Below are 25,338 nucleotides of genomic sequence, written 5' to 3' on the forward strand. Positions count from 1 at the left end.
AACGTTATTTTTGCAAAACATAGTAATCCTCCTCTACGTACTGATTTTGATATTATTATATCATAATTACTACGTTTGGAAGTAATTACAAGCTTTTTGTGGGATAATCATTATATTATTTGTTTTTCATATATTTTTATTGATTTTTTCAAGAAAAAGTTAATTAAAATATAATTAAAAAGGACAAGCATAGCAACATATCATATTTATTAATTAAGAACACTAAAACAGCAAAAAAAGTATGTAATCTAACCTTGTGTAATTAAATATATGGATCTAATTATGTCGAATTAAATATATAAATTCTTATTAACCGTCCCTTTTATAAACAAGACAATGAAACATACTAGCTCATCGCTATAAACAAAATCATAGTTAAAATTTCAACTAATTCATTATTTGCTCCCAGACTGTCTCCTGTAAGTCCTGTAATTTTGCTTTCACAAAACTTATTAAACAAGAAACTTAAAAATAGCCCTGAAATTATCAATATAGCACTTTTTTTAATTCCTATTAATGAAGTTGCAAGTAAAATAGTTATAACACCTGATATAACTAGCCTTTTCACATCAATATTACCAATAAATATATTTCCCGAACCTGTTTCTTTGGCATTTTTACCTATAAAGGATATAAAAACGACAGTAAATCTTGCAATTATTGGTGTCGCAATTAATATAAGCGGCAAATTTATTCCTATAATAGTGTTCACAGCCTCATATCTTGCTAACAAATCAAACACTATAGCGATTGTAGCATATGTACCTACTGTGCTATCCTTCATAACTTCTATTATTTTATGTTTATCACCCTTTAATGAAAAGAAACCATCACATGTATCTCCAAATCCATCCACATGTAAACCCCCAGTAATAACTATTGGTATAATAACTACAAATACTGCAGTAATATTAACTGGTAAAACTTTTATTAACAAATAATAAATTACCCACTGTACAATACCTATAAATAATCCTACCACAGGGAAAAATACAGATCCCCGTCTGAAATTTTCTTTATCACAGTTCAAACTTTTATTTATAGGTATACGTGTAAAAAATTGAAAAAAAAGTAAAAAATCATTTAAATATTCTCTCATTATAGTTGCTTGCAAGGATTCTCCTTGCAAAGCCCACCTCTTTTCTAATTATGTATAATTGCGTCAATATATAAATTACCATATTCATATTTGATAATACTTATATCACCATTTTTACAGCCAAATTTCCAAAACAAATCTATGTTTTCATTCATAATAAAACAATATATAGCTCTTATAACTCCTGAGTGAGCACATATTAATATATTCTCATTTTCTAATTTTTTTATATCTTCCATAAATTTTTTAACTCTTTCGCATAACTTAATATAACTTTCTCCATTAGGCGGTTCAAATTCCTTCCAATTGTCATGCCAACATATGCTTTCTTTGGGATAAAGTTTCACAATTTCATCATAGGTTTTTCCTTCAAAATCTCCAAAATTAATTTCATTTATTCTACCATCCTGTATAACAACAATATCTTGTTGTCCTAAAACTAGCTTTGCCATTTCTAATGTTCTTCTTTTATTGCTAACATATACTCTGTCTAATTTTATATCATTAAAGAAAGCTCTGGCTTTAATTCCTTGACTTATTCCAATCTCATTTAAACTTATATCCATATTACCATAATAAGAACCTTTTTTATTTTCTTCCGTCTGACCATGCCTTAATAAATAAATATTCATATATTTTACACCTATACTTTACCCTATGGCATTTTTCCTTATATCAATATACTTTCTGCTATCAAGTGCCGCATCTTCAAATGTTCCCATATTATCCATTGTAAACAGTGCTGCCTCAATTATATTAAAAGCAAGAGGACAACCTGACCCTTCTCCTAATCTCATATTCAAATTCAGCATTGGTTTTAATCCCATTTCATTCATAATAAAAGCCGCTCCAGGTTCAGCAGATAAGTGGGATGCGAATATGTATCCTATCACTAATGGATTTAATTTATAAGCACACAGGGCTGCTGCTGATGATATAAAGCCATCAATCACTATTGGTACTCTGTTTTTAGCCGCCGATAAAAAGCAACCACATAATCCTGCAATATCAAATCCACCAACCTTTGAAAGCACATCAATAACATCATTTTTATCAGGCCTATTAATTTCAATAGATTTCTTAATTACTCTCTTTTTATTAATATATTGTTCCTGTGTAATTCCAGATCCTTTACCCACTGTAATATCTACATCTAATCCGGAAAAAACGCTTAAAATAGCTGAGCTTGTGGCTGTATTCCCTACGCCCATTTCACCAGTTCCAAATAAATCATACCCCTTAGCTACTAAATCATCAACTGTCGTAATTCCAGCTTCAATAGCCTTAATTGTTTGTTCTTTAGTCATTGCAGGTCCCTTCATCATATTCATGGTACCATAGGCAACTTTCTTGTTTATAATTTTATCATTATTAAAATCCGCATCAACACCTACATCTACAACTGTAATATCACTCCCAGCAAATTTTGATAAAACATATACTCCTGTAATTTCCTTTGTAAAATTATTAGTAACTGTAGCTGTTACACTTTTGGGACAATTAGAAACTCCCTCTACTATAACTCCATTGTCGCTACACATTATAACTATATTCTTCTTTTTAATCTTATTATGCACCTTACCAGTAATCCCAGCCATCCTTGCTATAATATTTTCTATTTCACCAAGACTCCCAATAGGTTTTGTTAAACTATCAAGTCTATCACTTGCATTTCTAATAGCTTCTTTATTTAGTGGTTCAATGCACTTTAATGTATTTGTTAAAATTTTCAATCTGTTTATCCCCCCTGCTAGTCTAAGTCTATTACAAAAATATTATATAATAAGGAAGGAAAATCATTTTCATATAATAATCCTATTCATAATTCTAATTGTAATGTAAATCTTTTTAGATATACCTTATAGTATTCCAAAGGAAAAACTTTTTCAAGGATAATTACCAATTGCTCTATAAACGAATGTTTATTAATTGTTAACCGTCCCTTACTATTTACTTATCTAATTAAAGAAGTTTATTAGTTATTAACCGTCCCCAATTGTGCTTGCCCAATTATTACCCATTCATGCTTGTCCAAAATAACCTCTAAAACAAAAAGGCAAAGACAACCAACTGTCTTCGCTTTTTTGTATAAATATTATTTGTTAATATATATCATTATCATCTATAACAGGCAGACTATCTAAATTGTTTCCTTTATTTTGATCTGGCAAACTTCTTAGAAATTCTTCACCTTTTTGGGAAGTTGATACAGATACCCCACTTATATTCCCTTGTTTTGCAAGTAATACAGCTTGTTCTTTTGAAACTATTTCTCCATTTTCAAGCTCATAGGCCGTGATTTCTCCTTGACTGTCCTTTGCTACTCTACTAATTGCATGGGTGAAGCCTTCGTTTTTACTCATAATAACACTACCTTTCCTCATTAAATGCATATAAATACACATTTTTTATTGAAAAATACTCAAGCAATATTAAATATGCTATAAAATAAAGTATCATCATATACAGTTTTACCAATTATATAGATTTTATGAGATATATTTTTATAAATATTGGTCAATAATATTAAAATGGTTATTGCAAGTTATTCGCATTTAGGTGTATACTATTTATTGCTACTATTATTTTATACATATTATTATTGCCAATTTTGCATAATTCTTTTGTAATAATTAATAGTTATTAATCTAAGAATTAATAAGGAGGATTTAAATGATTAACATAAAAAATTTATGTTTTACATATACAAATTCAAAACCCTATATACTTAATAATGTTAATCTTAAAATTGAAAAAGGTAGCTACGTTTCAATTTTAGGTGAAAATGGTAGTTCCAAAAGTACTTTAATTAAATTAATATTAAATTTATTAAAACCTACTAGTGGCGAAATTATTATACATACATCTAAAATAGCATATGTAGCCCAAAATGTTGAAAATTTTAATGCTCAGTTTCCTATAACCGTTTATGAGATGCTGAATTGTCACAGAAAGGTATTAAAACTTAAAGATAAAAGTTTAATTTTAAAAAGTCTACAAGCAGTAGGTATGGAAAGCCATACTCATACTCTCATTGGAAATCTTTCAGGCGGACAGCAACAGAAAATTTTTATTGCTAGAAGTTTAATCGGTAATCCTGAGTTATTGATTTTAGACGAACCTTCTACAGGTATAGACGTTCAAAGTATGGAAGATATATATGGAATTATTAAAGTATTAAATATGAACCTAGGTATTACAGTTATTTCTGTTGAACATAACATAAAAGCTGCTCTTGAAAATTCAACAGATATTTTTGAAATGAGTAATGGTACTGGAATTCTTTATACTATACAAAATTATAAAAATAAAATAATTAAAGAAAGGGGTTAACATTACCTTATGTTTGAATATGGTTTTATGCAAAATGCTTTAATTGCCTCAGTTTTAATTTCTATTCTATTTCCAATTGTAGGCGTTTTTCTTGTATTAAAAAGATACTCCATGATGGGAGATACTATGTCCCATGCTTCATTTGCAGGTGTAGCAATCGGCTTAGTTTTCGGGTATAATCCTATACTTTGTGCATTCTTTTTTACAGCTCTATGTGGTTTATCTATTGAATTTTTAAGAGATTTTTATAAAAAATACGCAGAATTAATATTAGCAATTGTACTCACCTTTAGTGTAGGTATCGGAATAACATTATTAAGCACAGGTAAAGCAGGGGCTAATGTAAATTCTTATTTATTTGGAAGCATTTTAACAGTTACAAAAACTGATTTATACATAATGCTAGTGCTAAGTATTATCTCCATAATAACTTTACTTTCTCTATATAATCAATTGTTGTATATTACTTTTGATGAAGAAAGTGCTAAAGTTTCTGGTGTAAAGGTTAAGGTAATCAATTATGTTTTCGCTCTTCTTGTAGGGGCTACTATTTCGGTATCTTTAAGAATACTCGGAATACTTGTTATGTCCTCTATGATAGCATTACCTGTAGCCACATCTTTGCAACTAAATAAAGGTTTTAAACAAACTCTAATTTATTCAATTATGTTTGGGTTTATTGACATAATATTAGGGCTCGTTATATCATATTATATAAACTGTGCTCCAGGAGGAACTATAGCTCTTACATCCGTATTTGTCTTAGTTATTATAATTGGTTTCAAAAAGTTATTGTCTAAAGTTTAATTATTAATTTCACCGTTTATTTAACAACAATTAGAAATTAAACATAAATTAAGCATTCAAAAAAACTATGAATTGGTTTTATAGCTTCATAGTTTTTTTAATATCAATATGAATTTAAGTCATTTTAAATTAATATCTTTTTCTAACACTTTCGCCTCTGAAATCATCTTATCATCATATCTTTTTCTACCCATAAGCTTAAAAATAATATCACTTTTTTTATAACCCTTATCACTTATCTTATATTCTTTAAATAATCTTTTGATAATTCCCTTATTTATTTTAAGCAAATCTTCTATTTCACCCGTAGAATAAAATTCATTAATTAAAATATTCTCAAGTTTTCTCTGCATATCAAGTTTATATTCTAAATCTAACCTTCTATTCTTATGAGGTCCTAATTCTCCTCTATGATGCTGCGTACAAAGATATCTAAAGTTAAGTGTAAATTCGATGCCTCCTTGGCTCTTATAAACTATATGATGTTTATCTGCTGGCTTTCCACATATTTCACACTTTAGCAATATTATATCCTCCTTAAATCATCTCGACCTTCATAGCACTGACTTCAAAAGGATGTTTAGAAACCTACTGAAGTCTTATTTTTGCTAGGATAGTTTAAATTGAAGACCGTCCTTCTGAAATATCGTTAAATCATCTCCTGGGTCGCTGTAACATCTCTGAAAGAGATGTCGTTAAAGTATTACGAGACAAAACAATTATTAATTGTTTTGCCTCGTAATATATACTCAGATTTATAATTTTTTAGAACATAAAACTTTTATTAGAATTTAAAGTTTTTTAATTTATCTCCTAATATATCTCCTAAAGTTACTCCACCTTGTTCTTCTTGCTTATAGTCTGAAAAGTCTTCATTTCCTCTTGCTGCTTCTTTAATACTTAGGCTTATTCTTCTATCTTTTTCATTGATTTCACCAATTTTGACCTTTACAACTTCTCCAACTTTTAATACGTCAGAAACTTTTGCTATACGTTCCTCTGATATTTCTGATAAATGAACTAGTCCTTCTACTCCTGATTCAAGTTGTACAAAAGCACCGAAATCCATTAGTTTTACAACAGTTCCTTCTACTATAGCACCAGACTTGTATGTAGTTGTTATATTATTCCAAGGATTTCCTGCTTCATCTTTAAGTCCAAGAGAAATTCTTCCCTTTTCTTTATCAAAATCCAAAACATTAACTTCTACTTCTTCTCCAACTGATACTACTTCTGATGGTTCTTGAACTCTTTTCCATGATAATTGTGAAATATGAATAAGACCATCAATGCCACCTAAATCTACAAAAGCACCAAATTTAGCTAGTCTAGTTACAGTACCTTTTCTCTTTTCACCCTTTTTAAGTTCATTCCAAATTTTTTCTCTTTTAACTGCATTCTCTTCTTTTTCAATTACTCTTCTAGATAAAACTATGTTTCTGTTTTCTTTATCAAGTTCAATTATTTTAACTACTAATGTTTTACCTTTAAAATCTTGTAAATTTTCTATATATGCATCTGACATTTGTGACGCAGGTATAAATGCTCTAACTCCTTCAATATAAGCTGTAGCTCCACCTTTTACTATGTCATTAACTGTTACTTCTAAAGTTCCATTTGCATCCAAAATTTCTTGGAATTTATCCCATATTTTTAAGCTATCTGCTCTTTTTTTAGATAAAAGCACGTTTCCTTCTCCATTATTAATTTTCATAATATATACAGAAATTTCATCACCAGTCTTAAACATTTCTGTAAGATTTATATCTTTTTCATTTGATATTTCATCTTTTGGTATAACTCCATCAGTCATAAATCCTATGTTAACAACTACTTCTTCTTCATTTACAGAAAGTACAGTTCCTTGTACAACTTCTCCACTATGAATTATATCTTTAGAATCCTCAGTGTTAGCCATTGCTTCTTTCATTGTAACTTCCTCGTTGCTATCTGTTGTCATATCTTTCATGGTAACATTTTCTTCACCATTTGCTGTCGTATCATTGATTGTAACTTCTTCTTTATTATCTGTTGTCATATAAATACACTCCTCTTATTATATAATTGCTACTAATATTATCTTTAAAATATTTATAGTCTACTTTATTACATTCTATAAATATTCATTGAAATCCTTCTTATTATTAAAATACACTTATTTGTACCTTGTTTCTTTAAAGCATCTATTCTATTATATCATACTTCGCCTATACATAAAGTCATACCACTCAATTTCATCTTACTTTTTGTGATTTTTGCTCCACAAAGTTCTACACACGGTTCACAAACAGCTCTAACCCCTATAGTTTGTTCTACAAAATCACTACCACAAAATTTATTTTGTATTTGCATTATATCTTCTATTGTAAATATTTTAAGCTGACACTTAAAATATTCAACTAATTCTTTTATTGCTACCTCATCTTTTTTTAAGGAAACAGTTGATATATATTTTACAGTCACAATATCTATATTGTATTCTTTAAGAATCCTGATTACTGTCTGCCTCATTTTTTTAGATGAAAAATCTTTTCGGCATCCTATTCCGAGTATTACATTTTTTCTTATTAATTTAAGCGTAGGTGTTGTATTTGCTATTATTTTCTTATTAATACTTTCTTTACTACAAACACATAATAATCCGCTAATATCCTCTAAATTACTACTATATCCAGTAGGAGTTTTTATTATTCCTTTTTCATCAAAAAAGCCAATTTTTTTACCTTCTATTAAAAGAACAGTTAAATCTTTTGCTTTTTTAAGATCTAGAATAATAAGTCCATTATTTTTAGCCACCATGTCTGGAGCAGTAATACCTAAATTATCTGTAGCCGTAGTTATTACAGGTTGTGCATGAAGAATTTTACTAATCTCTAGTGTGAGCTCATTTGCCCCCCCTAAATGACCACTTAAAAGACTTATAACATAATTACAAGAATTATCTATAACTAACACTGCAGGATCTAGATTCTTACTTTTTATATATGGCGCTATAGCTCTAACTGCAATTCCTGTAGAACTTATAAAAATAATTCCTTTATAACTTTGCATTACCTTTTTACTAACCTCTTTAAAATTAAAATTAGTTTCATTTTTTTTAGAATATAAATCAAATTTAATGCTCAAAGCTAGAGTTTGCGCAATTTTGTCTCCTTCTTTAGTAAATGTAATAACTGCATATTTCATTTTTTCACCATTCCTATTATATATCATACTATGATTATACAAAAAACACAAAAATATTTGCAGATAATACAATATTATTGGAGACAATACAATATTATTGGAGACAATTAACCTATATTCATTATTAATGACTATATATTCTTATTTTATTTAATATTATTTAATAATTAAGTAGGGACGATTAATAATAATTCTAAAAAAAATCATAAAGTTATTAACTGTCCCACCATAATTAATAACCACAATAAGCATAAAGTCATCACCTGAAATTCCACATAAAGTTCCACTTAAGAATAGCCGTCTATTTTTACCCAATAATATGTTTTGCCTAGCCGTCCTTTCTACAACTAACTTGAAATGTTGATAACTCGTTCCTACACCGGCCTTAATAGCATCTTTGGGAAAAGTAAAATTCATATTTTTTCTGTAAATAAAAATAGAACCGGCATCAGGAGTGTATATTCCTAACAGCCTGTTCATGAGCTTACTTCTTGCGTCCCAATTTCCACATATAAACACATAGATTTCTTCTTTTTCATTGTTAAGTCTTATTTTTAAATAAACAATAATCATTAATTTTTATTTAAAAACAACCTTATTATCTTGTAACGATTTTATTATTGCTAGTGACTCTACCTTAACACCCTCCTTTTCTATACATTTTCTCCCATTTTGGAATGCTTTTTCAATTACAATTCCTATGCCAACAACTTCCGTTCCAGCTTGCCTTGCAATTTTTATAAGTCCTAATGCTGCATTACCATTAGCCAAAAAGTCATCAATTATTAAAATTTTATCTTCTTTTTTTATATACTTTTTGCTAGTCCTTATTTTATAGTTCTTATTTTTTGTAAAAGAGAACACATCAGCTTCATATACATTTTTGTCCATTGTAGTTGCATCATTCTTTTTTGCGAAAACTACAGGTATGTTATTAAAGTATTGTGCCACAATACATGCTATTCCTATACCAGATGCTTCTACTGTTAATATCTTTGTAATATCACTGCCAAAATATCTTTTTTTAAATTCTTGTCCAATTTCATTTAAAAGTTCTATATCAATTTGATGATTAAGAAAACTATCAACTTTTAAAATTTCACTGCCTATAACTATACCCTCATTTATTATTTTATTCTTTAGTGCTTCCATACATCTTCTCCTTTACTAATTGTAATTTGACTTATACCTTTCAAATAAAAAAAACCTAGTAAACGAGTTAATACGTCAACTTAGGAGTTTATAATAAATTTTTATATAAGAATAATTATCCATAAATTATTTCCATATTTTTATTAAAACACCCATAGTTAAGTACTTTACGGTTACTTGATAGAAACGCTTAGACCATATCACTAAGCATATATGAGTTTGCAAATATTAAATTTTGTTCCTTATTAGTCGTTCTTATTTATATCTTATAATAATATTACAACATTTTTTTTGTTTAATCAATATGTATTTTAAAAATGCCATACTAGATAATTATCTAGTATGGCATTTTTATATAGTTGTTACTTAATATGAACTGGGGGTGTACCCCAGATTTCTTTTGCATATTTCTTCACTGTATTATCGCTTGAAAATATACCGGATTTTGCTATATTTATGATGGACATTTGTTGCCAAGTAGATTTTTGCCTATATAACCTATCTATTTTTTTGTGAGCTTTTATATAAGAATCAAAATCTTTAAGTACAAAATATTCATCATTATGTGATAATAAGCTATCATATATACCCATAAATTCCATTGTAGGTGTTCCTAAAAATCCATTTATTAATTGATTTAGTATTTTATTAACTCTTTCATCACTATTATATATATCATAAGAATTATAACTTTTATTCCTGTAATACTCTATTACCTCTTTTGATGTAAGACCAAATAATATAATATTTTCTTTTCCAACCTCATCAAATATTTCTACATTAGCACCATCCAAAGTGGCAATAGTTATAGCACCATTCATCATAAATTTCATGTTACCAGTTCCAGATGCCTCCTTTGATGCAGTAGAAATCTGTTCACTAACATCAGCACAAGGAATAATTTTCTCAGCAAGTGATACTCCATAATTCTCCATAAACAATATTTTTATTTTACCACGTGCTATAGGATCATTATTTATCTTGCTTGCCAAAGTATTAATAAGTTTTATAGTTTGTTTTGCTATATAATAACTAGGCGACGCTTTCGCACCAAAAATAAAAGTTCTTGGAACCATATCTAAATTTGGATTTTCAAGAAGTTCATTATACAAATTCATTATATGAAGCACATTTAAAGTTTGCCTTTTATATGAATGTGCCCTTTTTACATGCACATCAAATATTGAACTAGGATCAATTGAAATTCCACAATCTGACTTTACATAGTTTGAAAATTTCATTTTATTATTAATTTTTATATTATGTGTTTTCTCTTGAAAATCAGTGTCCTTCGCATAGTCCATTAATTTATTAAGCTCATTTGGGGACTTTATCCATCCGTTACCTATAGTCTCTGTTATAAGTTTTGAAAGCTGCGAATTACAATTTAAAAGCCATCTTCTATGAGTTATACCATTAGTTTTATTATTAAACTTTTCAGGAAAAAATTCATAAAAGTTGGAAAGTTCTTGATGTTTTAATAATTCTGTATGAAGCTTTGCAACTCCATTAACAGAGTGACCCCCCACAATAGCAAGATAAGCCATTCTCACATATCCATCATAAATAATAGACATATTGTTTACTTTATTCCAATCTCCATTGTACCTATGATACACTTCATTACAAAAACGTCTGTTTATTTCTTCAACAATCATATAAATACGTGGAAGTAATTTTTTAAACAGCCCAACAGACCATTTTTCTAATGCTTCTGCCATAATTGTATGGTTAGTATATGCCATAGTCTGAGTTGTAATATTCCATGCATCGTCCCAAGATAAGTTTTCCTCGTCTATTAGCAGCCTCATTAATTCTGCCACAGCCACAGCCGGATGAGTATCATTTATTTGAACAGCCACATGTTTATCAAACTCGAGAAGAGAAAGTTTTTTCTTTTTATAATTTCTTAAAATACTTTGAAGTCCAGCACTTACAAAAAAGTACTCTTGCTTTAACCTCAATAATTTCCCTTTATCATAACTATCATCTGGATATAAAACTTGCGAAATAGCTTCTACCGAATATTTTTTTTCTCCTGCTTTTGCATAATCTCCTTGGCTAAATGATGAGAAATCAAAATCCTCATCCATAGTTTCCGCGCTCCAAAGTCTCAATGTATTTACAGTATTATTCTTATATCCCTTTACTGGAGTATCATATGGTACAGCTTTTACAACATCATAATTTTGATGAATAGCCTTTGTTACCCCATCTTGTTCTTCTAAATGCACATCTCCTGCAAATCTTACTTCTACAGATTTACTTTCTTTTCTTATTTCCCATGCATTACCATTTTTTAGCCAATTGTCAGGAACTTCAACTTGATAACCATTCTCTATTTTCTGTTTAAATAGTCCGTATTTATATCTAATACCACAACCATGTCCTGGTATCTCAGTTGATGCCATAGAATCAAGGAAACATGCAGCTAATCGTCCTAGGCCTCCATTACCAAGCCCAGCATCTAATTCTACATCCTCTACTTCTATTAAATTAATTCCTAACTCCTTAAGTGCATCATTGCATACATCCTTTATCCCTAAATTAACCAAATTACTATTAAGTAATCTACCAACTAAAAATTCCATAGAGAAATAATACACTTGTTTTTCTCTACTTTTACCATATTCTTTATTGCTATCTATCCATGGCTTAGAACAATAATCTTTTACGATAGCGCCTAGAGCTAAATATTGATGTAATGACGATGCATCATTAACATCCTCTGCAAACATGGTTTGAAGTTTTTCTATATAATCTATTTTGAACATTTCTTTATCAATTACCACAACATTCACCACCTAGCAATTTTTGAATTTACATATTTCTAAAACCTATTTTATTAGATTGCTATATAAATCCATATAGTTTTTTGCTGAAGTTTCCCAACTATTATTTGAACTCATGGCATTTTGAACTAACTTATTCCAGGCTGCTTTATCACTATATAATTCAAGAGCTTTAATTATTGTATCCAATAATTCTTCACCACTATAATTGCTAAAAGAAAAACCATTGCCCTTCCCGGTATATTTATTATAAGGAATAATAGTGTCTTTTAACCCTCCAGTTTCACGAACTATTGGAATGCTTCCATATTTTAACGCTATAAGTTGCCCAATACCACAAGGTTCAAATAATGATGGCATCAAAAACATATCTGAAGCAGCATATATTTGTTGTGCACGTTTCTCATCAAAAAGAATGTTTGCTGATATCCTGCTTGGATAAATAGATGCATAATATCTGAATATATCTTCATAATATCCGTCACCATTACCAAGTAACACAATTTGAATAGGAAGACTTAGCAATTCTTGAAGTTTATCTACGATTAAATCTAGACCCTTTTGTTTTACTAGTCTAGTTACAATACCTATCATAGGTATCTCATCACACACAGTAAATCCTAGTTGTTCTTGAAGTTCTAATTTGTTCTTAACCTTTTCTCCAATATTTAGAGCATCATAATTATATAATATTTTTTTGTCAACTTTAGGATTGTATAATTCATAGTCTATACCATTTACTATGCCATATAATTTATCAGCTTTTGAAGATAATAATCCATCTAATCTTTCACCATAAAATGGGGTACGAATTTCCTTAGCATAAGTCTTACTTACAGTAGTCACAGCATCTGAATAAACAATTCCACCTTTCATAAATGAAACACTATCATAAAACTTAAGTGCATCATCATTGAAATACTCACGATCCAAGTCTATTATATCCCCTAATATTTCATTTGGAAATATTCCTTGATATTGTAAATTGTGTATAGTAAATACACTTTTAATTTTACTATACAATGTATCATAACTATAGTTTTCTTTAAGCAAAGCTGGCAAAATTCCAGTCTGCCAATCATTACAATGAATAATATCTGGCACAAAATCTCCCATATATTTTATAGAATCTAGTACAGCCCTTGAAAAATAAGAGAACCTTTCACCATCATCATAATATCCGTATATCTGCGGTCTTTTAAAATAATATTCATTATCTATAAAATAGTATGGCACATCATCATAAGTTAAATATTCTAATCCACAATATTGTTTTCTCCATCCTACTTCCACATTAAAAGAGGCTATATTCTCCATACAATTTTTAAATGACAAAGGAATGCTATTATATCTAGGTATAATTACTCTTGCATCAATGCCAAGTTTTCTAAGGGCTTTAGGTAATGCATAAACAACGTCACCAAGACCTCCAGTTTTTATAAATGGATATGCTTCTGAAGCTACAAATAATACTTTCATGCTTTCACCCCTTTAATTATGTTCGGAATTTTTTCTCAATTACTACTGGGAATTCTTCGTCACCCTCAAGTACTGTATTTTCACGTATAATAGTGTTTTTATCAATTATGACATTAGTAAGTTTACATCCTTTTTTAATTTCACAATTTTGAAATATTATACAATTTTTAATTTCTGCTCCAGCATGTACGGTTACTCTTCTTGAAATTATGCTCTTATCTATTTTTCCTTTTAAAATGCATCCGTTAGAAATTAAAGAATTATTAACTTTCGATCCATTAAAATATTTAGTAGGAGCTTCATCTTTACTTTTTGTATAAATTAACCCTTTGCTATGAAATAATTCCTTAGTTATCTTAGTGTTTAACATATCCATACTGATTTTAAAATAATTTTTAATAGAATTTACACATTGAAGGTATCCTGTGAACTCATATGCATTTACATTAAGTTTAGAAACACTATTATATATAGCTGCTTTAATTGAATTATGATCTCCTGTTTGAATACACTTATTTACAATAGATATAAGTGTGGTTTTTTTCATTATGAACATCTCTGTTGATATATTAAGTTTGTCCTCTGCTCCTATATTTTTACCAATGCTCAAAACCTTATTTTCATCATTTATATATAAAGTATTACTATTTATAAATTCCTTCTTACCAATGTTTGTTTTTTTATATATTATGGTTATATCGCTACCAGATTCCTCGAAATATTTAGCAGCCTCATTGTAGTCCATATTGCATAACATGTATGAAGACGCTATTATTACATAATCCTGCTTTGTTCTATAAAAATATTCCATATTATTGCTTATAATGTCTATATCTCTTGCTTGTGCTCTTTCTGAACTAAGATTAAACAAAAATAATCCATTTATTTTTCTATCTAAATCCCAAGGTTTTCCAGAACCTACATGATCAACTAATGACCTAGATTTAGTGTTAGTAAAAATGCTTATATTATGAATACCTGAATTAACCATATTTGAAAGAACAAAATCAATAATTCTGTATCTTCCTCCTATAGGGATCGATGCTATAGGCCTTGATTTTGTAAGACTTTTGATATTATCTTCTTGTTCATTTAACATTAATACTCCTATATAATTCTTTAGCATTTTATCACCTCGTCAAATTTATAATTTAGTAGATATCTGTGCATCGACTTTAACTTCGCGTCCTTTTTCGATAACAACGATATCTCGTCCATTTCCAATACATGAATTACGTCTGATAACAACATCGCTTCCTATAATTGCTTTATCTATAACTACATTATTTCCTATTTTAGTATTAGGTAAAATAACTGAATTAGTTATTTTAGAGTTTTTACCCACATGTACTCCTTGAAAAAGCACACAATTGTTTATTTCCCCCAAAACAGTACACCCTTCATTTAGTAGTGCATTAGTTATATTAGCTTCAGGTCCTATATATTGTGGTGGCAACATAGGATTCACGGTATATATTCTCCACTTAGTATCGTGTATGTTCAATTCATTATCATCTGATATTAAATCCATATTAGCTTCCCAAAAGCTTTCAAGAGTACCAACATCTCTCCAATATCCTTTGAACGGATATGCAAATAGTTTTTGATCATGAGCAAGCATTTTTGGTATTATATTTTTTCCAAAATCATTATTAGAACTCTTATCAAGGTTGTCCTCTTTTAAAAGTTGTTTTAGAACAGCCCACTTAAATATATAAACACCCATAGATGCTAAATTGCTCTTAGGATCTTCTGGTTTTTCTTCAAATTCAAAAATACTGGCATCTTCACGTGTGTTCATTATTCCGAACCTGCTACACTCATCATGAGGCACCTCTAATACTGCGATAGTAACATCGGCGTCTTTTTCTTTATGATAATCTAACATTTTAGAATAATCCATTTTATAGATATGGTCTCCTGATAAAATAAGCACATATTCCGGATCATAACTATCAATATAATTTGTGTTTTGGTATATAGCATCTGCCGTACCATTATACCAATTGCCGCCATCTTCACTTTGGTAAGGTGGAAGCAAACTAACACCTCCATTTCTTCTATCTAAATCCCAAGGTGATCCTATTCCTATATGAGAATTTAAGGACAATGGTTGATATTGAGTGAGAACCCCTACTGTGTCTATATCCGAATTAGAACAATTACTTAAAGAAAAATCTATGATTTTATACTTTCCTCCAAATGGTACTGCAGGCTTTGCTGTTGTTTTCGTTAATTGTTTTAGTCTTGATCCTTGACCTCCTGCCAAGATCATCGCTATCATTTCTTTTTTTATCATTCTAGTTGGCTCCTTTCTATCCCTTTATTATTTCAATAAAACTTCATTATTTCAATAAGACTTAATAATTTAACTATACTACTAATAATAACTCAACTTGTTTGTCGATATTTAGTCTTATAAAAATTATAAATGAGGCTAATGCACTAATATTTATACAATAAGGTTAACTATTTCACATCTTGAGTAATAGCATTCCATTCAATAAATTGATCAAACCACTCATATGTAACTTAATTGTTTAAAAATAGCAAAATATTTTTTTAGAAAACACATACATTAGTAAAAATGATATTAACTTATTTTAAATCAAATCTCATCCTTCCTACTATAACTTAAAAACCCACAACAAATGTTGTATTTTGTCTAACTTCAAAAAAACGATCATAGAAATCAGGTTTTTACTTTACTAATGATTTATATAAAAATATTTTAAAATAATATTATTTATATTTGTCATTAAATGATTATATGCATTTTAAAAATAAGATTATAACCATAAACAAATTATAGTTTATTCAAAGAACGCCTTAAAGTACATAATTTGTAACATAAATCTATAAAAATTATATTTCTAATAATTAAACTTTTTATTAAATAAGTTTAAAATTTTTATACACTATTGAAAAATGTTAACAATACATTCATAACATATAAAATTATACCATATAAGCATAGAGAAATACGGTAATTTTTGTAAATACTTAATTTTATTTACTTTATTTATTAAATTACCTATTATATACATAATAACATGAAAACGATTAATGTTTACTCACTATTAAGTTTTTATATTAAATTAATCATTTGAAGTATCCATGCCATAAAATATTTCTTCCATCTCTTTTTTTAATTTTTTTATAATACCAGCTTTCTCCATATCACTTAAGTCTTCTTGTTTAACTTCAAATAGATAATTATCAAGCTCAAAATCGTTTAACATCATTTTTGTATGAAATATGTTAGATTGATGTATATTCATGTCAATTAAGCTGTATCGGTCTTGTGTATCTTTTGCAATATAATTTTGTATAGAATTAATTTCATGATCTATGAAATGCTTTTTACCATCCATATCTCTAGTAAAACCACGTACCTTATAATCTATAGTTATAATATCTGAATCAAAGCTACCTATTAAATAATCTAGAGCTTTTAATGGAGATATAGTCCCACAAGTTGCTACATCTATATCTACTCTAAATGTACTTATATCATTTTGTGGGTGACTTTCAGGATACGTATGCACTGTTACATGGCTTTTATCTAAATGCGCCACGATATTCTCCCTAATCGGTGTTAGAATCCCCCTATTGCAAGATGGATCTACTACATAAATCGGTATCTCTTCTTCCGAAATAAGTAGTGTTACACTTGCTCCTTGAGGATCATAGTCCTGCTTTGCTATATTTAATACACTTGCGCCAATCATTTTAGTAACATTTGTAAGAATTTTTGTTAACCTCTCAGCATTATATTGTTCATCAATATATTCTATATATTTTTCTCTATCTTCTTTCGTCTTTGTATAACAAACATCATAAATATTAAAACTTAATGATTTTGTTAAGTTGTTAAATCCATATAGCTTTAATTTGCTTTTGTCATTCTTAGCCAACTTTATTCCCCATTTCTTTTTAACTTATTTTAAAAAATTTATAAATTATAAATTTATAGTCAATACATTATTTTATTATTCATACCTATTCTATATAATAATATGCTTGAAGTATATACTTTTTAACATTATAATTAGCTAAAGTACTAACTTAAATGATTTTATGTTAATATACTATTCAGTTTATAACATTGATATGAATATAACTAAATATAATGTTTATATCTTTTCATAAATATAAATTAATAGAATCGGAGGTATTGTTGCAATGAATAAAAAGTTAAAGGTGGGATTATTAGGTGGAACTGGATTTGTTGGTCAGCGTCTTATTACGCTACTTGCAAATCACCCTTATTTTGAAATAGCTGTGATTGCTGCTAGTGAACACTCTGTAGGCAAAACTTATCTTGAAGCAGTAAATAATAGATGGAAACTGGATGTTCCTATGCCTGAGTGCGTTAAAAACATGGTAGTAAAGAATATTAATGAAGTAGACGTAATAAGTAGTCAAGTAGATTTCGTTTTCTGCGCTGTAAATATGGCTGCCGATGAAATAAAAGAAATTGAAGAAAGATATGCAAAAGCTGAAACTCCTGTGGTTTCAAATAACTCTGCAAATCGAAGTATTCCAGATGTACCGATGGTAATTCCCGAAATAAACGCAGACCATTTTGAACTAATTAACGCACAACGTAAGCGTTTAGGTACTAAAAGAGGCTTCATAGTTGTTAAACCTAACTGCTCAATTCAAAGTTATGTACCTGCTATAAGTGCGCTTTTAAAATATAAGCCAACCAAAATACTTGTTTGCACTTATCAAGCTATATCTGGTTCTGGAAAAATATTCTCAGACTGGCCAGAGATCATTGATAATGTTATACCATACATAGGTGGAGAAGAAAAAAAGAGTGAACAGGAGCCCCTAAAAATTTGGGGTCATATAGAGAATGATAAGATTGTTAATGCGATTGAGCCTATAATTACAACTCAATGCATTCGTGTTCCAGCATCCGATGGTCACTTAGCAGCTGTATTTGTTTCCTTTAAAGAAACGCCATCAAAAGAAACTATTTTAAAACTATGGGCTGAGTATCAAGGTAAACCACAACTTCTAGACCTTCCAAATGCTCCTAAAAAGTTTATAACATACTTTGAACAAAACGATAGACCTCAAACTAAACTAGATAGAAATATTGAAAAAGGGATGGGTATATCAGTTGGTAGACTACGTGAGGATAAATTATTTGACTATAAATTTGTTTGTTTATCACATAACACCTTACGAGGAGCCGCTGGTGGTGCAGTACTTTCAGCTGAGCTCTTATATAAAGAAGGATATTTGACATCTAAATAAAGAAAAAAAGTAAATTGTTAATACGAAGTGTATATAAAAGTAAGCCTTATGATTTCAAGATAATTACTGCTTGAAATTATAAGGCTTTTTTATTGTTTTCTCCCACTTACAATAAATATAGGATTATTTGCTATTAACATATAACTTTGTCCCTTTGTCTTACTTACTTGAACTTGAACACATTCTACATCATAATTTAGTTCTTTTAAAGTTTCCATAGCCTTGTATACATTATTTATAGTTATAAAGTTCAAAACAATGTTTTTACCCTTTTTAAGCTTATCTCCATATTTTTCAATAATATCACCTATATTTCCACCACTTCCCCCTACAAATATGGCATCGAACTCACCAATTATAATAGGTTCAATCTCTATGGCATCTGCTTTTATTATATTAACATTACCTGCTTTAAATTTTTCTTTATTTTGTTTTATAATGCCTATAGCCTCATCATCTTTTTCTATAGCTATAACTTCACCCTTACTGCAAACCTTTGCCATCTGAATACTTATAGATCCTGTACCTGCGCCAATGTCGAGTACCCTATAATTGTCTTCAAGTTCCAGCCTTATTACACTTAATATTCGTACCTCTTCCTTAGTCATTGGGCAACTGCCACGTATGAATTCATGGTCCTTAATAAATTTCATAACCAACACCTCCTATTTTATTCTAATTCGTAACAATCTCCAAGTGCGAAGCTACAATATTTTATTATATGATGTTATAAGAAAAAGCATATATCGCTAAAAATGCATTCACATCGCTGAGTAATTCTAAAATTTATTATATTTTCACAAACTCACTATCGCTCAGACATGTTTTCTTCTTCACGCATCTGTAAATGAAATAAATAAAGAATTACTAAAGCTTGTTCAAACGCATTTTACTCGATATATACTTTTATTAACATCCTATAATAAAATATATAAATCATCATTTTATTTATTAAAATAGATTACTAAATATATTAATAGTGATTAACCTTAATCATCATGCTATCGCCTTAAAACCTATAAGATCAAAACACTGTATGTACATATGTTTAGTAATATAACCATTAATCGACCTACGGCCACGCTAACGCTTTTTTGTCAAGATAATTTAAAATGATTTATAAAAATATAATTATTAAATCGACTTTATAAGAGGATAAACATGTAAAAAGTGAAAGATAGTATATAGTAAATTTACAGTGTCTTAATTTATGAAATATAAAATTCCCGTAAGCGGACCAGGATGGGTAGCGCGGAACCCTGAGACAGGACGTCGAATGGTTCCCGTAGGGAATTTTATATTTCATAAACTTAGACACTGTTAATGAACGTTCTACTATCCTAGCTTCTTACATGATGGGCTTTATAAAGTTGCTTCGAACTTGACCTTATAGCACAATGTAAGAGAAATTGTTACCTCTCCTCTAACCTTTATACTTCAAAACTCTTAAATGCTTCTAAGAATTTTTCTATATCATTTTCTGTATGTTTAGTGCATAAGAATATTGCCTCAAATTGTGAAGGAGCAATATTTATTCCACATTTTATCATATGTTCAAAATATCTTGAGAATAACTTAGCATCACAAGTTTTAGCATCTTCAAAATTTTTGACCTCTTTCTTTTTAGTAAAAAAAGCCGTAAGCATAGATCCACATCTATTAACTACCATAGGTATCCCTTTTTCTTTTGCAATTTCAAGTAATCCCTTTTGAAGTTTCTCCGAGAGCATTTCCATGGTCACATACACACTTGGATTATCATAAAGCTTAGTTAATGTTTCATAACCTGCTGCCATTACTACCGGATTACCAGACATAGTTCCCGCTTGATATACTGGTCCCATTGGAGATAATAATTCCATTATATCTCTTCTTCCTCCAAAAGCTCCACAAGGAAGTCCACCACCTATAATTTTTGCATAAGTTATTAAATCTGGATTTACATTATAAATACTTTGTGCACCCTTATAAGCCACTCTAAATCCACTCATTACTTCGTCAAAAATAAGTAAACTATTATATTTATCGCATAATTCTCGAAGTTCAACTAGAAATTTCTTTTCAGCTGGTATAACTCCCATATTTCCTGCTACTGGTTCAATTATTATGCAAGCTATATCCTTACTATATTTATCAAACAGTACCTTTACACTATCGATATCATTATAAGTTGCAATTAGTGTATTTATAATACTTTCTTTTGGAACACCTGCAGAACCAGCGATTCCTGCAGTCATTACTCCTGAACCTGCCTCAACTAAAAAGCTTTCAAAATGTCCATGATAACAACCTGCAAATTTAATTATTTTACTTTTTTTTGTATACCCTCGTGCAAGCTTAACCGCACTCATTGTAGCTTCCGTACCTGAGTTAACCATTCTAATCATATCTACATTATCTACAGTAGTACATATATGCCTTGCTACTTTTAACTCAATTTCTGTAGATGCGCCAAATGCAATTGCGTTTTCGCAAGTGTTTTGTATAGCTTTTACTACATCATCATCACAATGCCCAAGTATCATAGGTCCCCATGAGCATACAAAATCTATGTATTTGTTCCCATCTTCATCATAAATGTATGCACCCTTACCTTTTTTAATAATTGGAGGAGTTGCACTTACATCCTTAAATGCCCTAACTGGACTATTAACTCCACCAGGTATATATTGCTTTGATTCATTAAATATGTCTAGGTTTCTCATAATAATTTCCTCTTTCCATAAATTTAATTTATATATTAATCTCATTTATTTAAATCAACATTAATATAATTGAAAACTTTTCGCCTATTCTCTAAGCCACCCACATAAATCAAGTGCATAATATGTAATTATCATATCTGCTCCTGCTCTTTTCATAGACAAATGCATTTCCATGGCTATAGCTTTTTCATCAATAAATCCCATCTTTGCAGCCGCCTTTACCATGGCAAATTCTCCACTAACACTATAAACTGCTACTGGTACATCATGTCTGTCTCTAGCCCATCTTACTACATCTAAATATGATAATGCAGGTTTAACCATTATGATATCTGCACCTTCTTCTATGTCAGCATCTATTTCTCTCATGGCTTCCCTGCTGTTTGCTGGATCCATTTGATATGTTTTTCTATTTCCAAATTGAGGAGTAGAATCAGCTGCTTCTCTAAAGGGACCGTAAAATGCTGAGGAGTATTTTGCACTATAAGCCATAATAGATACATCTTTAAACCCATTTTCATCAAGTATTGTTCTTATTGCCTCTACATGACCATCCATCATGTCAGATGGTGCTACCATATCAGCTCCAGCTTGTGCATGAGATAATGCTATTTCCGCTATATATTTTAGGCTTTTATCATTATCAACCTTTTCATCTACAACTATTCCACAATGACCATGGCTAGTATATTCACACATACATACATCCGTTATTACAACTAAATCTTTTGATATTGTGCGAACTTTTTTAACCGCTCTTTGAATTATCCCATTTTTATCAAAAGCACCGCTACCAACTTCATCTTTATGATCTGGTAATCCGAATAAAATTACTCCACGTACACCTACCTCGATAACTTCTTCTATAATCTCATGAAGTCTATCTAATGAAAAATGATAATTTCCTGGCATCGAAGATATCTCTTCTTTAATATTTTCACCTTCAACTACAAAAATTGGAAATATAAAGTCTGTAGGTGATAATATAGTTTCACGTACTAAATCTCTTATATTGCTTGTTTCTCTTAATCTTCTATTTCTTTTGAACATAATTATCCACTCCTAGTTAAATTATCTTTTGCAAAGCTACAATTTTAATGTTATCCACATAACATTATAAACAATCCACTTACAACACTACATCTCAACAATTTTGCTTATAACACCCTTAGCACTATAAACATCACATATAACAGCTTCTATGCCTACATCCGAAAGTGCCTTAGCAGTTATTGGTCCTATAGCCAGTGCTAATTTTGATTTTATAGTTTCAATACCAACCATAGTTATCATATTTTTAACAGTGGATGGTGAGGTAAACACTATAATATCTACATCCTTAATCTCACTCTCAGATCTTAATTTCCCACATATCGTTTCATATGTAAAAACTTCATCAACATAGCATCCACTTTTCCTTAATTCTTCTACCAAATAAGGCCTTGAACCCTTTGACCTAGGTATTAACACCTTGTCATTCTCTTTTATATAGTTTTTCATTTTCTCAAATAAACTTTCCGCAACAAAATGGTCAGCCACAATCTCAGGTATAACCCCTCTGTCTTTAATAGCATTCGCTGTTGCTGGTCCAATAGCTGCAATTTTAGCTTTAAGTTTTCTTATATCAAATTCAATTTCATTTAGATAATTGAAAAAGAAATTTACTCCATTTACGCTAGTTAAGGCTATAAAGTCGTAATCAGTAAACTTATCCTTGTATGACTTTAAATTATATGAAGTATTTTTAAATTCTATTGAATTTATCTCAAGTACTTCAGCTCCTGAGTCACTTAAGTTCTCGCGCAGCTCTCTTGACTGCTCTTTTGAACGAGTTATACATATATTCTTACCAAACAATGGTTTCTTCTCATACCAATTAAACTTCTGACTAAACTTAACTACTTCCCCAACTACAATAATGCAAGGTGAAGATATCTCTGCTTCTTTAACCTTAGCTACTATATTTTCTAAATTGCCAACTACTTTTTTTTGTTTTGATGTAGTACCTCTCATTACAACAGCGCATGGAGTATTTTTGTCTAAACCGTTAGATATAAGATTCTCTGCAATTTTACCAAGATTTCTAAAACCCATCATAAATACCATTGTGCCTTGGAGTTTTGCCACTGCATTCCAATCTATATTAAGTTTTTCTGCACTCATTGCAGTAAACACATGAAAACTTTGAGCTATCCCCCTGTGTGTAATAGGAATACCCGCATAATTAAGTACAGCTATTGGTGATGTTATTCCAGGCACAACTTCAAATTCGATATTTTCATCTATAAGTGCTATTGCTTCCTCGCCGCCACGCCCAAATACATAGGGATCTCCCCCTTTGATCCGTCCAACAATATTATCTTTTTTAGCAAGTGATATTAACATATCATTTATTTCTTGTTGAGTTTTATAATGACATCCTGGTTCTTTTCCACAATAGTATATTTTGCAATCATCTTTTAAATATTTGAGTACACTAGTGCTTGCAAGCCTATCATACATAACTGCTGTACACTTTCCAAGCATTCTTATAGCCTTTAGCGTTATTAGTTCTGCGTCTCCTGGACCAACTCCCATTAAATAAACTTTTCCCATTAGTATCCCCCTTCCATTTTTTTATTTGCTAATTATCATTTAATATTTTCTTTGCTAGATCCACCCCTAGTTTTATATAGTTGTTTTTATTTCCTGATAATTGTTTTTTCACTATTTTACCTTTGACTCTATACACTCCAATCATGTGCATAAGTTCGCCATCAAGATAGGCATATGCGCCTATGCAATCATGGCAATCACCATCAAGAGTAGCCATGAAGCTTCTTTCTGCATCAACACAAATTCTTGCATCATAACAATCTAATTCTTTAATTGTAGATACTTGCAAGTGACCTTTAATCATTTCTATCCCAAGCGCACCTTGGGCTATTGCTGGTACAATCTCCATTGGGTCAAAATAATTAGTAATTATATTTTCCATGTTAAGCCTTTTTAGTCCGGCAGCTGCAAGTATTATACCATCTAAATTTTCTTTTTCTATTTTCGCAATTCGCGTCTGCACATTACCCCTTATAGGAACAATTTCTACATCCGGTCTTAATATTTTAATTTGAGTACCACGCCTTATACTACTAGTGCCTATTCTTGCTCCCTCATGCAAATCGTAAAAGCTAATGTTATTAAAGGCTACAAATGCATCCCTAACATCTTCTCTAACCGGAATGGCCACTATTTCAAACTCCTTAGGTACATCATAGGGTACATCTTTCATACTGTGCACTGCCATATCAACTTCTTTGTTAAGCATCGCATACTCTATTTCCTTTACAAAAAGTCCCTTGCCCCCTATTTTATCTAAAGTAACATTTAAAATTCTATCTCCCTTAGTCTCAATAAGTACCTTTTCAGAATCAATATTAAACTTTTCTTTAATCATACCTATAACTATATCCGCTTGTACCTGAGCAAGTTCACTTTTCCTAGTTCCTATGTTTATTTTCAAAGCCAAACCTCCATC

22 protein-coding genes and 1 riboswitch are annotated in these 25,338 nt (G+C 29.9%); of the genes, 3 read left to right on the plus strand and 19 right to left on the minus strand.

What is annotated here, in order from left to right:
• Window positions 1-346: 346 nt before the first annotated feature.
• The 4 genes from cobS to KPL38_RS05325 form a co-directional block, all read right to left on the minus strand.
• Window positions 347-1,099 carry an adenosylcobinamide-GDP ribazoletransferase gene (gene cobS / locus KPL38_RS05310; protein ID WP_216287989.1) on the minus strand — a complete coding sequence of 251 codons (753 nt, stop codon included), beginning with the start codon at window positions 1,097-1,099 and terminating at the stop codon, window positions 347-349.
• Between the two features lie 44 nt (window positions 1,100-1,143).
• Entirely contained in the window at window positions 1,144-1,731 is a 588-nt protein-coding gene (gene cobC, locus KPL38_RS05315; protein ID WP_216287899.1) for an alpha-ribazole phosphatase, read from the minus strand.
• A gap of 18 nt (window positions 1,732-1,749) precedes the next feature.
• Window positions 1,750-2,832, minus strand: coding sequence for a nicotinate-nucleotide--dimethylbenzimidazole phosphoribosyltransferase (gene cobT, locus KPL38_RS05320; RefSeq protein WP_216287900.1), 1,083 nt, complete (start codon window positions 2,830-2,832; stop codon window positions 1,750-1,752).
• A gap of 369 nt (window positions 2,833-3,201) precedes the next feature.
• Entirely contained in the window at window positions 3,202-3,462 is a 261-nt protein-coding gene (locus tag KPL38_RS05325) for a DUF3892 domain-containing protein (RefSeq protein ID WP_246577825.1), read from the minus strand.
• Window positions 3,463-3,772: 310 nt separating this feature from the next.
• Between KPL38_RS05325 and KPL38_RS05330 the strand changes: the two genes are divergently transcribed.
• Together KPL38_RS05330 and KPL38_RS05335 are read left to right on the plus strand one after the other, a co-directional pair.
• On the plus strand, window positions 3,773-4,432 hold the full coding sequence (locus KPL38_RS05330; protein WP_216287902.1) for a metal ABC transporter ATP-binding protein: 660 nt from the start codon (window positions 3,773-3,775) through the stop codon (window positions 4,430-4,432).
• Between the two features lie 9 nt (window positions 4,433-4,441).
• Window positions 4,442-5,239 carry a metal ABC transporter permease gene (locus KPL38_RS05335; RefSeq protein WP_216287903.1) on the plus strand — a complete coding sequence of 266 codons (798 nt, stop codon included), beginning with the start codon at window positions 4,442-4,444 and terminating at the stop codon, window positions 5,237-5,239.
• Between the two features lie 119 nt (window positions 5,240-5,358).
• On the opposite strand, the gene KPL38_RS05340 is transcribed toward KPL38_RS05335, so the two are convergent.
• The 10 genes from KPL38_RS05340 to speD form a co-directional block, all read right to left on the minus strand.
• Window positions 5,359-5,763: an HNH endonuclease gene (locus KPL38_RS05340; protein WP_216287904.1), complete on the minus strand. Its 405-nt coding sequence runs from the start codon at window positions 5,761-5,763 to the stop codon at window positions 5,359-5,361.
• A 260-nt stretch (window positions 5,764-6,023) separates the two neighbouring features.
• Window positions 6,024-7,199: a 30S ribosomal protein S1 gene (gene rpsA, locus KPL38_RS05345; protein ID WP_216287990.1), complete on the minus strand. Its 1,176-nt coding sequence runs from the start codon at window positions 7,197-7,199 to the stop codon at window positions 6,024-6,026.
• Between the two features lie 236 nt (window positions 7,200-7,435).
• Complete coding sequence (gene cbiG / locus KPL38_RS05350) at window positions 7,436-8,425, minus strand: cobalt-precorrin 5A hydrolase (protein ID WP_216287909.1); 990 nt, start codon at window positions 8,423-8,425, stop codon at window positions 7,436-7,438.
• A gap of 156 nt (window positions 8,426-8,581) precedes the next feature.
• Window positions 8,582-8,998, minus strand: coding sequence for a hypothetical protein (locus tag KPL38_RS05355; RefSeq protein WP_216287911.1), 417 nt, complete (start codon window positions 8,996-8,998; stop codon window positions 8,582-8,584).
• A 6-nt stretch (window positions 8,999-9,004) separates the two neighbouring features.
• Window positions 9,005-9,577, minus strand: a complete 573-nt coding sequence (locus tag KPL38_RS05360) for a xanthine phosphoribosyltransferase (protein WP_216287913.1) — start codon at window positions 9,575-9,577, stop codon at window positions 9,005-9,007.
• 135 nt (window positions 9,578-9,712) lie between these two features.
• Window positions 9,713-9,814: riboswitch (purine riboswitch) on the minus strand.
• A gap of 125 nt (window positions 9,815-9,939) precedes the next feature.
• Window positions 9,940-12,369: a glycogen/starch/alpha-glucan phosphorylase gene (locus KPL38_RS05365; RefSeq protein ID WP_312884161.1), complete on the minus strand. Its 2,430-nt coding sequence runs from the start codon at window positions 12,367-12,369 to the stop codon at window positions 9,940-9,942.
• A 45-nt stretch (window positions 12,370-12,414) separates the two neighbouring features.
• A complete protein-coding gene (gene glgA / locus KPL38_RS05370; RefSeq protein WP_216287915.1) occupies window positions 12,415-13,848 on the minus strand; it encodes a glycogen synthase GlgA in 1,434 nt (477 codons plus the stop codon).
• Window positions 13,849-13,864: 16 nt separating this feature from the next.
• Window positions 13,865-14,974, minus strand: coding sequence for a glucose-1-phosphate adenylyltransferase subunit GlgD (gene glgD, locus KPL38_RS05375; protein WP_216287916.1), 1,110 nt, complete (start codon window positions 14,972-14,974; stop codon window positions 13,865-13,867).
• Between the two features lie 18 nt (window positions 14,975-14,992).
• Window positions 14,993-16,147, minus strand: a complete 1,155-nt coding sequence (locus tag KPL38_RS05380) for a glucose-1-phosphate adenylyltransferase (RefSeq protein WP_216287917.1) — start codon at window positions 16,145-16,147, stop codon at window positions 14,993-14,995.
• A gap of 799 nt (window positions 16,148-16,946) precedes the next feature.
• On the minus strand, window positions 16,947-17,765 hold the full coding sequence (speD, locus tag KPL38_RS05385; RefSeq protein WP_216287918.1) for an adenosylmethionine decarboxylase: 819 nt from the start codon (window positions 17,763-17,765) through the stop codon (window positions 16,947-16,949).
• 268 nt (window positions 17,766-18,033) lie between these two features.
• Here speD and asd point away from each other — a divergent pair, with 268 nt between their 5' ends.
• Window positions 18,034-19,119, plus strand: a complete 1,086-nt coding sequence (asd, locus tag KPL38_RS05390) for an aspartate-semialdehyde dehydrogenase (RefSeq protein ID WP_216287919.1) — start codon at window positions 18,034-18,036, stop codon at window positions 19,117-19,119.
• A gap of 89 nt (window positions 19,120-19,208) precedes the next feature.
• On the opposite strand, the gene cbiT is transcribed toward asd, so the two are convergent.
• From cbiT to hemC, 5 genes are all read right to left on the minus strand, one after another.
• Window positions 19,209-19,772 carry a precorrin-6Y C5,15-methyltransferase (decarboxylating) subunit CbiT gene (gene cbiT, locus KPL38_RS05395; RefSeq protein ID WP_216287920.1) on the minus strand — a complete coding sequence of 188 codons (564 nt, stop codon included), beginning with the start codon at window positions 19,770-19,772 and terminating at the stop codon, window positions 19,209-19,211.
• Window positions 19,773-20,549: 777 nt separating this feature from the next.
• Entirely contained in the window at window positions 20,550-21,824 is a 1,275-nt protein-coding gene (hemL, locus tag KPL38_RS05400) for a glutamate-1-semialdehyde 2,1-aminomutase (protein ID WP_216287921.1), read from the minus strand.
• Window positions 21,825-21,908: 84 nt separating this feature from the next.
• A complete protein-coding gene (gene hemB / locus KPL38_RS05405; RefSeq protein ID WP_216287922.1) occupies window positions 21,909-22,874 on the minus strand; it encodes a porphobilinogen synthase in 966 nt (321 codons plus the stop codon).
• 87 nt (window positions 22,875-22,961) lie between these two features.
• Window positions 22,962-24,419 carry a uroporphyrinogen-III C-methyltransferase gene (gene cobA, locus KPL38_RS05410; RefSeq protein WP_216287923.1) on the minus strand — a complete coding sequence of 486 codons (1,458 nt, stop codon included), beginning with the start codon at window positions 24,417-24,419 and terminating at the stop codon, window positions 22,962-22,964.
• 28 nt (window positions 24,420-24,447) lie between these two features.
• Window positions 24,448-25,323, minus strand: coding sequence for a hydroxymethylbilane synthase (hemC, locus tag KPL38_RS05415; RefSeq protein ID WP_216287925.1), 876 nt, complete (start codon window positions 25,321-25,323; stop codon window positions 24,448-24,450).
• Between the last annotated feature and the right edge of the window lie 15 nt (window positions 25,324-25,338).

Origin of the sequence: Clostridium psychrophilum (genome assembly GCF_018861705.1) — a bacterium.
Lineage (GTDB): Bacteria > Bacillota > Clostridia > Clostridiales > Clostridiaceae > Clostridium_AD > Clostridium_AD psychrophilum.

Excerpts from the sequence above, each read along its gene's own strand:
- cbiG (WP_216287909.1), bottom strand. The coding sequence starts at position 8,425 with ATGAAATATGCAGTTATTACATTTACTAAAGAAGGAGACAAAATTGCG.
- KPL38_RS05330 (WP_216287902.1), top strand. The coding sequence starts at position 3,773 with ATGATTAACATAAAAAATTTATGTTTTACATATACAAATTCAAAACCC.
- glgA (WP_216287915.1), bottom strand. The coding sequence starts at position 13,848 with ATGAAAGTATTATTTGTAGCTTCAGAAGCATATCCATTTATAAAAACT.
- KPL38_RS05360 (WP_216287913.1), bottom strand. The coding sequence starts at position 9,577 with ATGGAAGCACTAAAGAATAAAATAATAAATGAGGGTATAGTTATAGGC.
- hemB (WP_216287922.1), bottom strand. The coding sequence starts at position 22,874 with ATGTTCAAAAGAAATAGAAGATTAAGAGAAACAAGCAATATAAGAGAT.
- rpsA (WP_216287990.1), bottom strand. The coding sequence starts at position 7,199 with ATGACAACAGATAGCAACGAGGAAGTTACAATGAAAGAAGCAATGGCT.
- glgD (WP_216287916.1), bottom strand. The coding sequence starts at position 14,974 with ATGCTAAAGAATTATATAGGAGTATTAATGTTAAATGAACAAGAAGAT.
- KPL38_RS05380 (WP_216287917.1), bottom strand. The coding sequence starts at position 16,147 with ATGATAAAAAAAGAAATGATAGCGATGATCTTGGCAGGAGGTCAAGGA.
- KPL38_RS05335 (WP_216287903.1), top strand. The coding sequence starts at position 4,442 with ATGTTTGAATATGGTTTTATGCAAAATGCTTTAATTGCCTCAGTTTTA.
- cobS (WP_216287989.1), bottom strand. The coding sequence starts at position 1,099 with ATGAGAGAATATTTAAATGATTTTTTACTTTTTTTTCAATTTTTTACA.
- KPL38_RS05325 (WP_246577825.1), bottom strand. The coding sequence starts at position 3,462 with ATGAGTAAAAACGAAGGCTTCACCCATGCAATTAGTAGAGTAGCAAAG.
- cbiT (WP_216287920.1), bottom strand. The coding sequence starts at position 19,772 with ATGAAATTTATTAAGGACCATGAATTCATACGTGGCAGTTGCCCAATG.
- KPL38_RS05355 (WP_216287911.1), bottom strand. The coding sequence starts at position 8,998 with ATGATTATTGTTTATTTAAAAATAAGACTTAACAATGAAAAAGAAGAA.
- cobA (WP_216287923.1), bottom strand. The coding sequence starts at position 24,419 with ATGGGAAAAGTTTATTTAATGGGAGTTGGTCCAGGAGACGCAGAACTA.
- asd (WP_216287919.1), top strand. The coding sequence starts at position 18,034 with ATGAATAAAAAGTTAAAGGTGGGATTATTAGGTGGAACTGGATTTGTT.
- cobC (WP_216287899.1), bottom strand. The coding sequence starts at position 1,731 with ATGAATATTTATTTATTAAGGCATGGTCAGACGGAAGAAAATAAAAAA.
- hemL (WP_216287921.1), bottom strand. The coding sequence starts at position 21,824 with ATGAGAAACCTAGACATATTTAATGAATCAAAGCAATATATACCTGGT.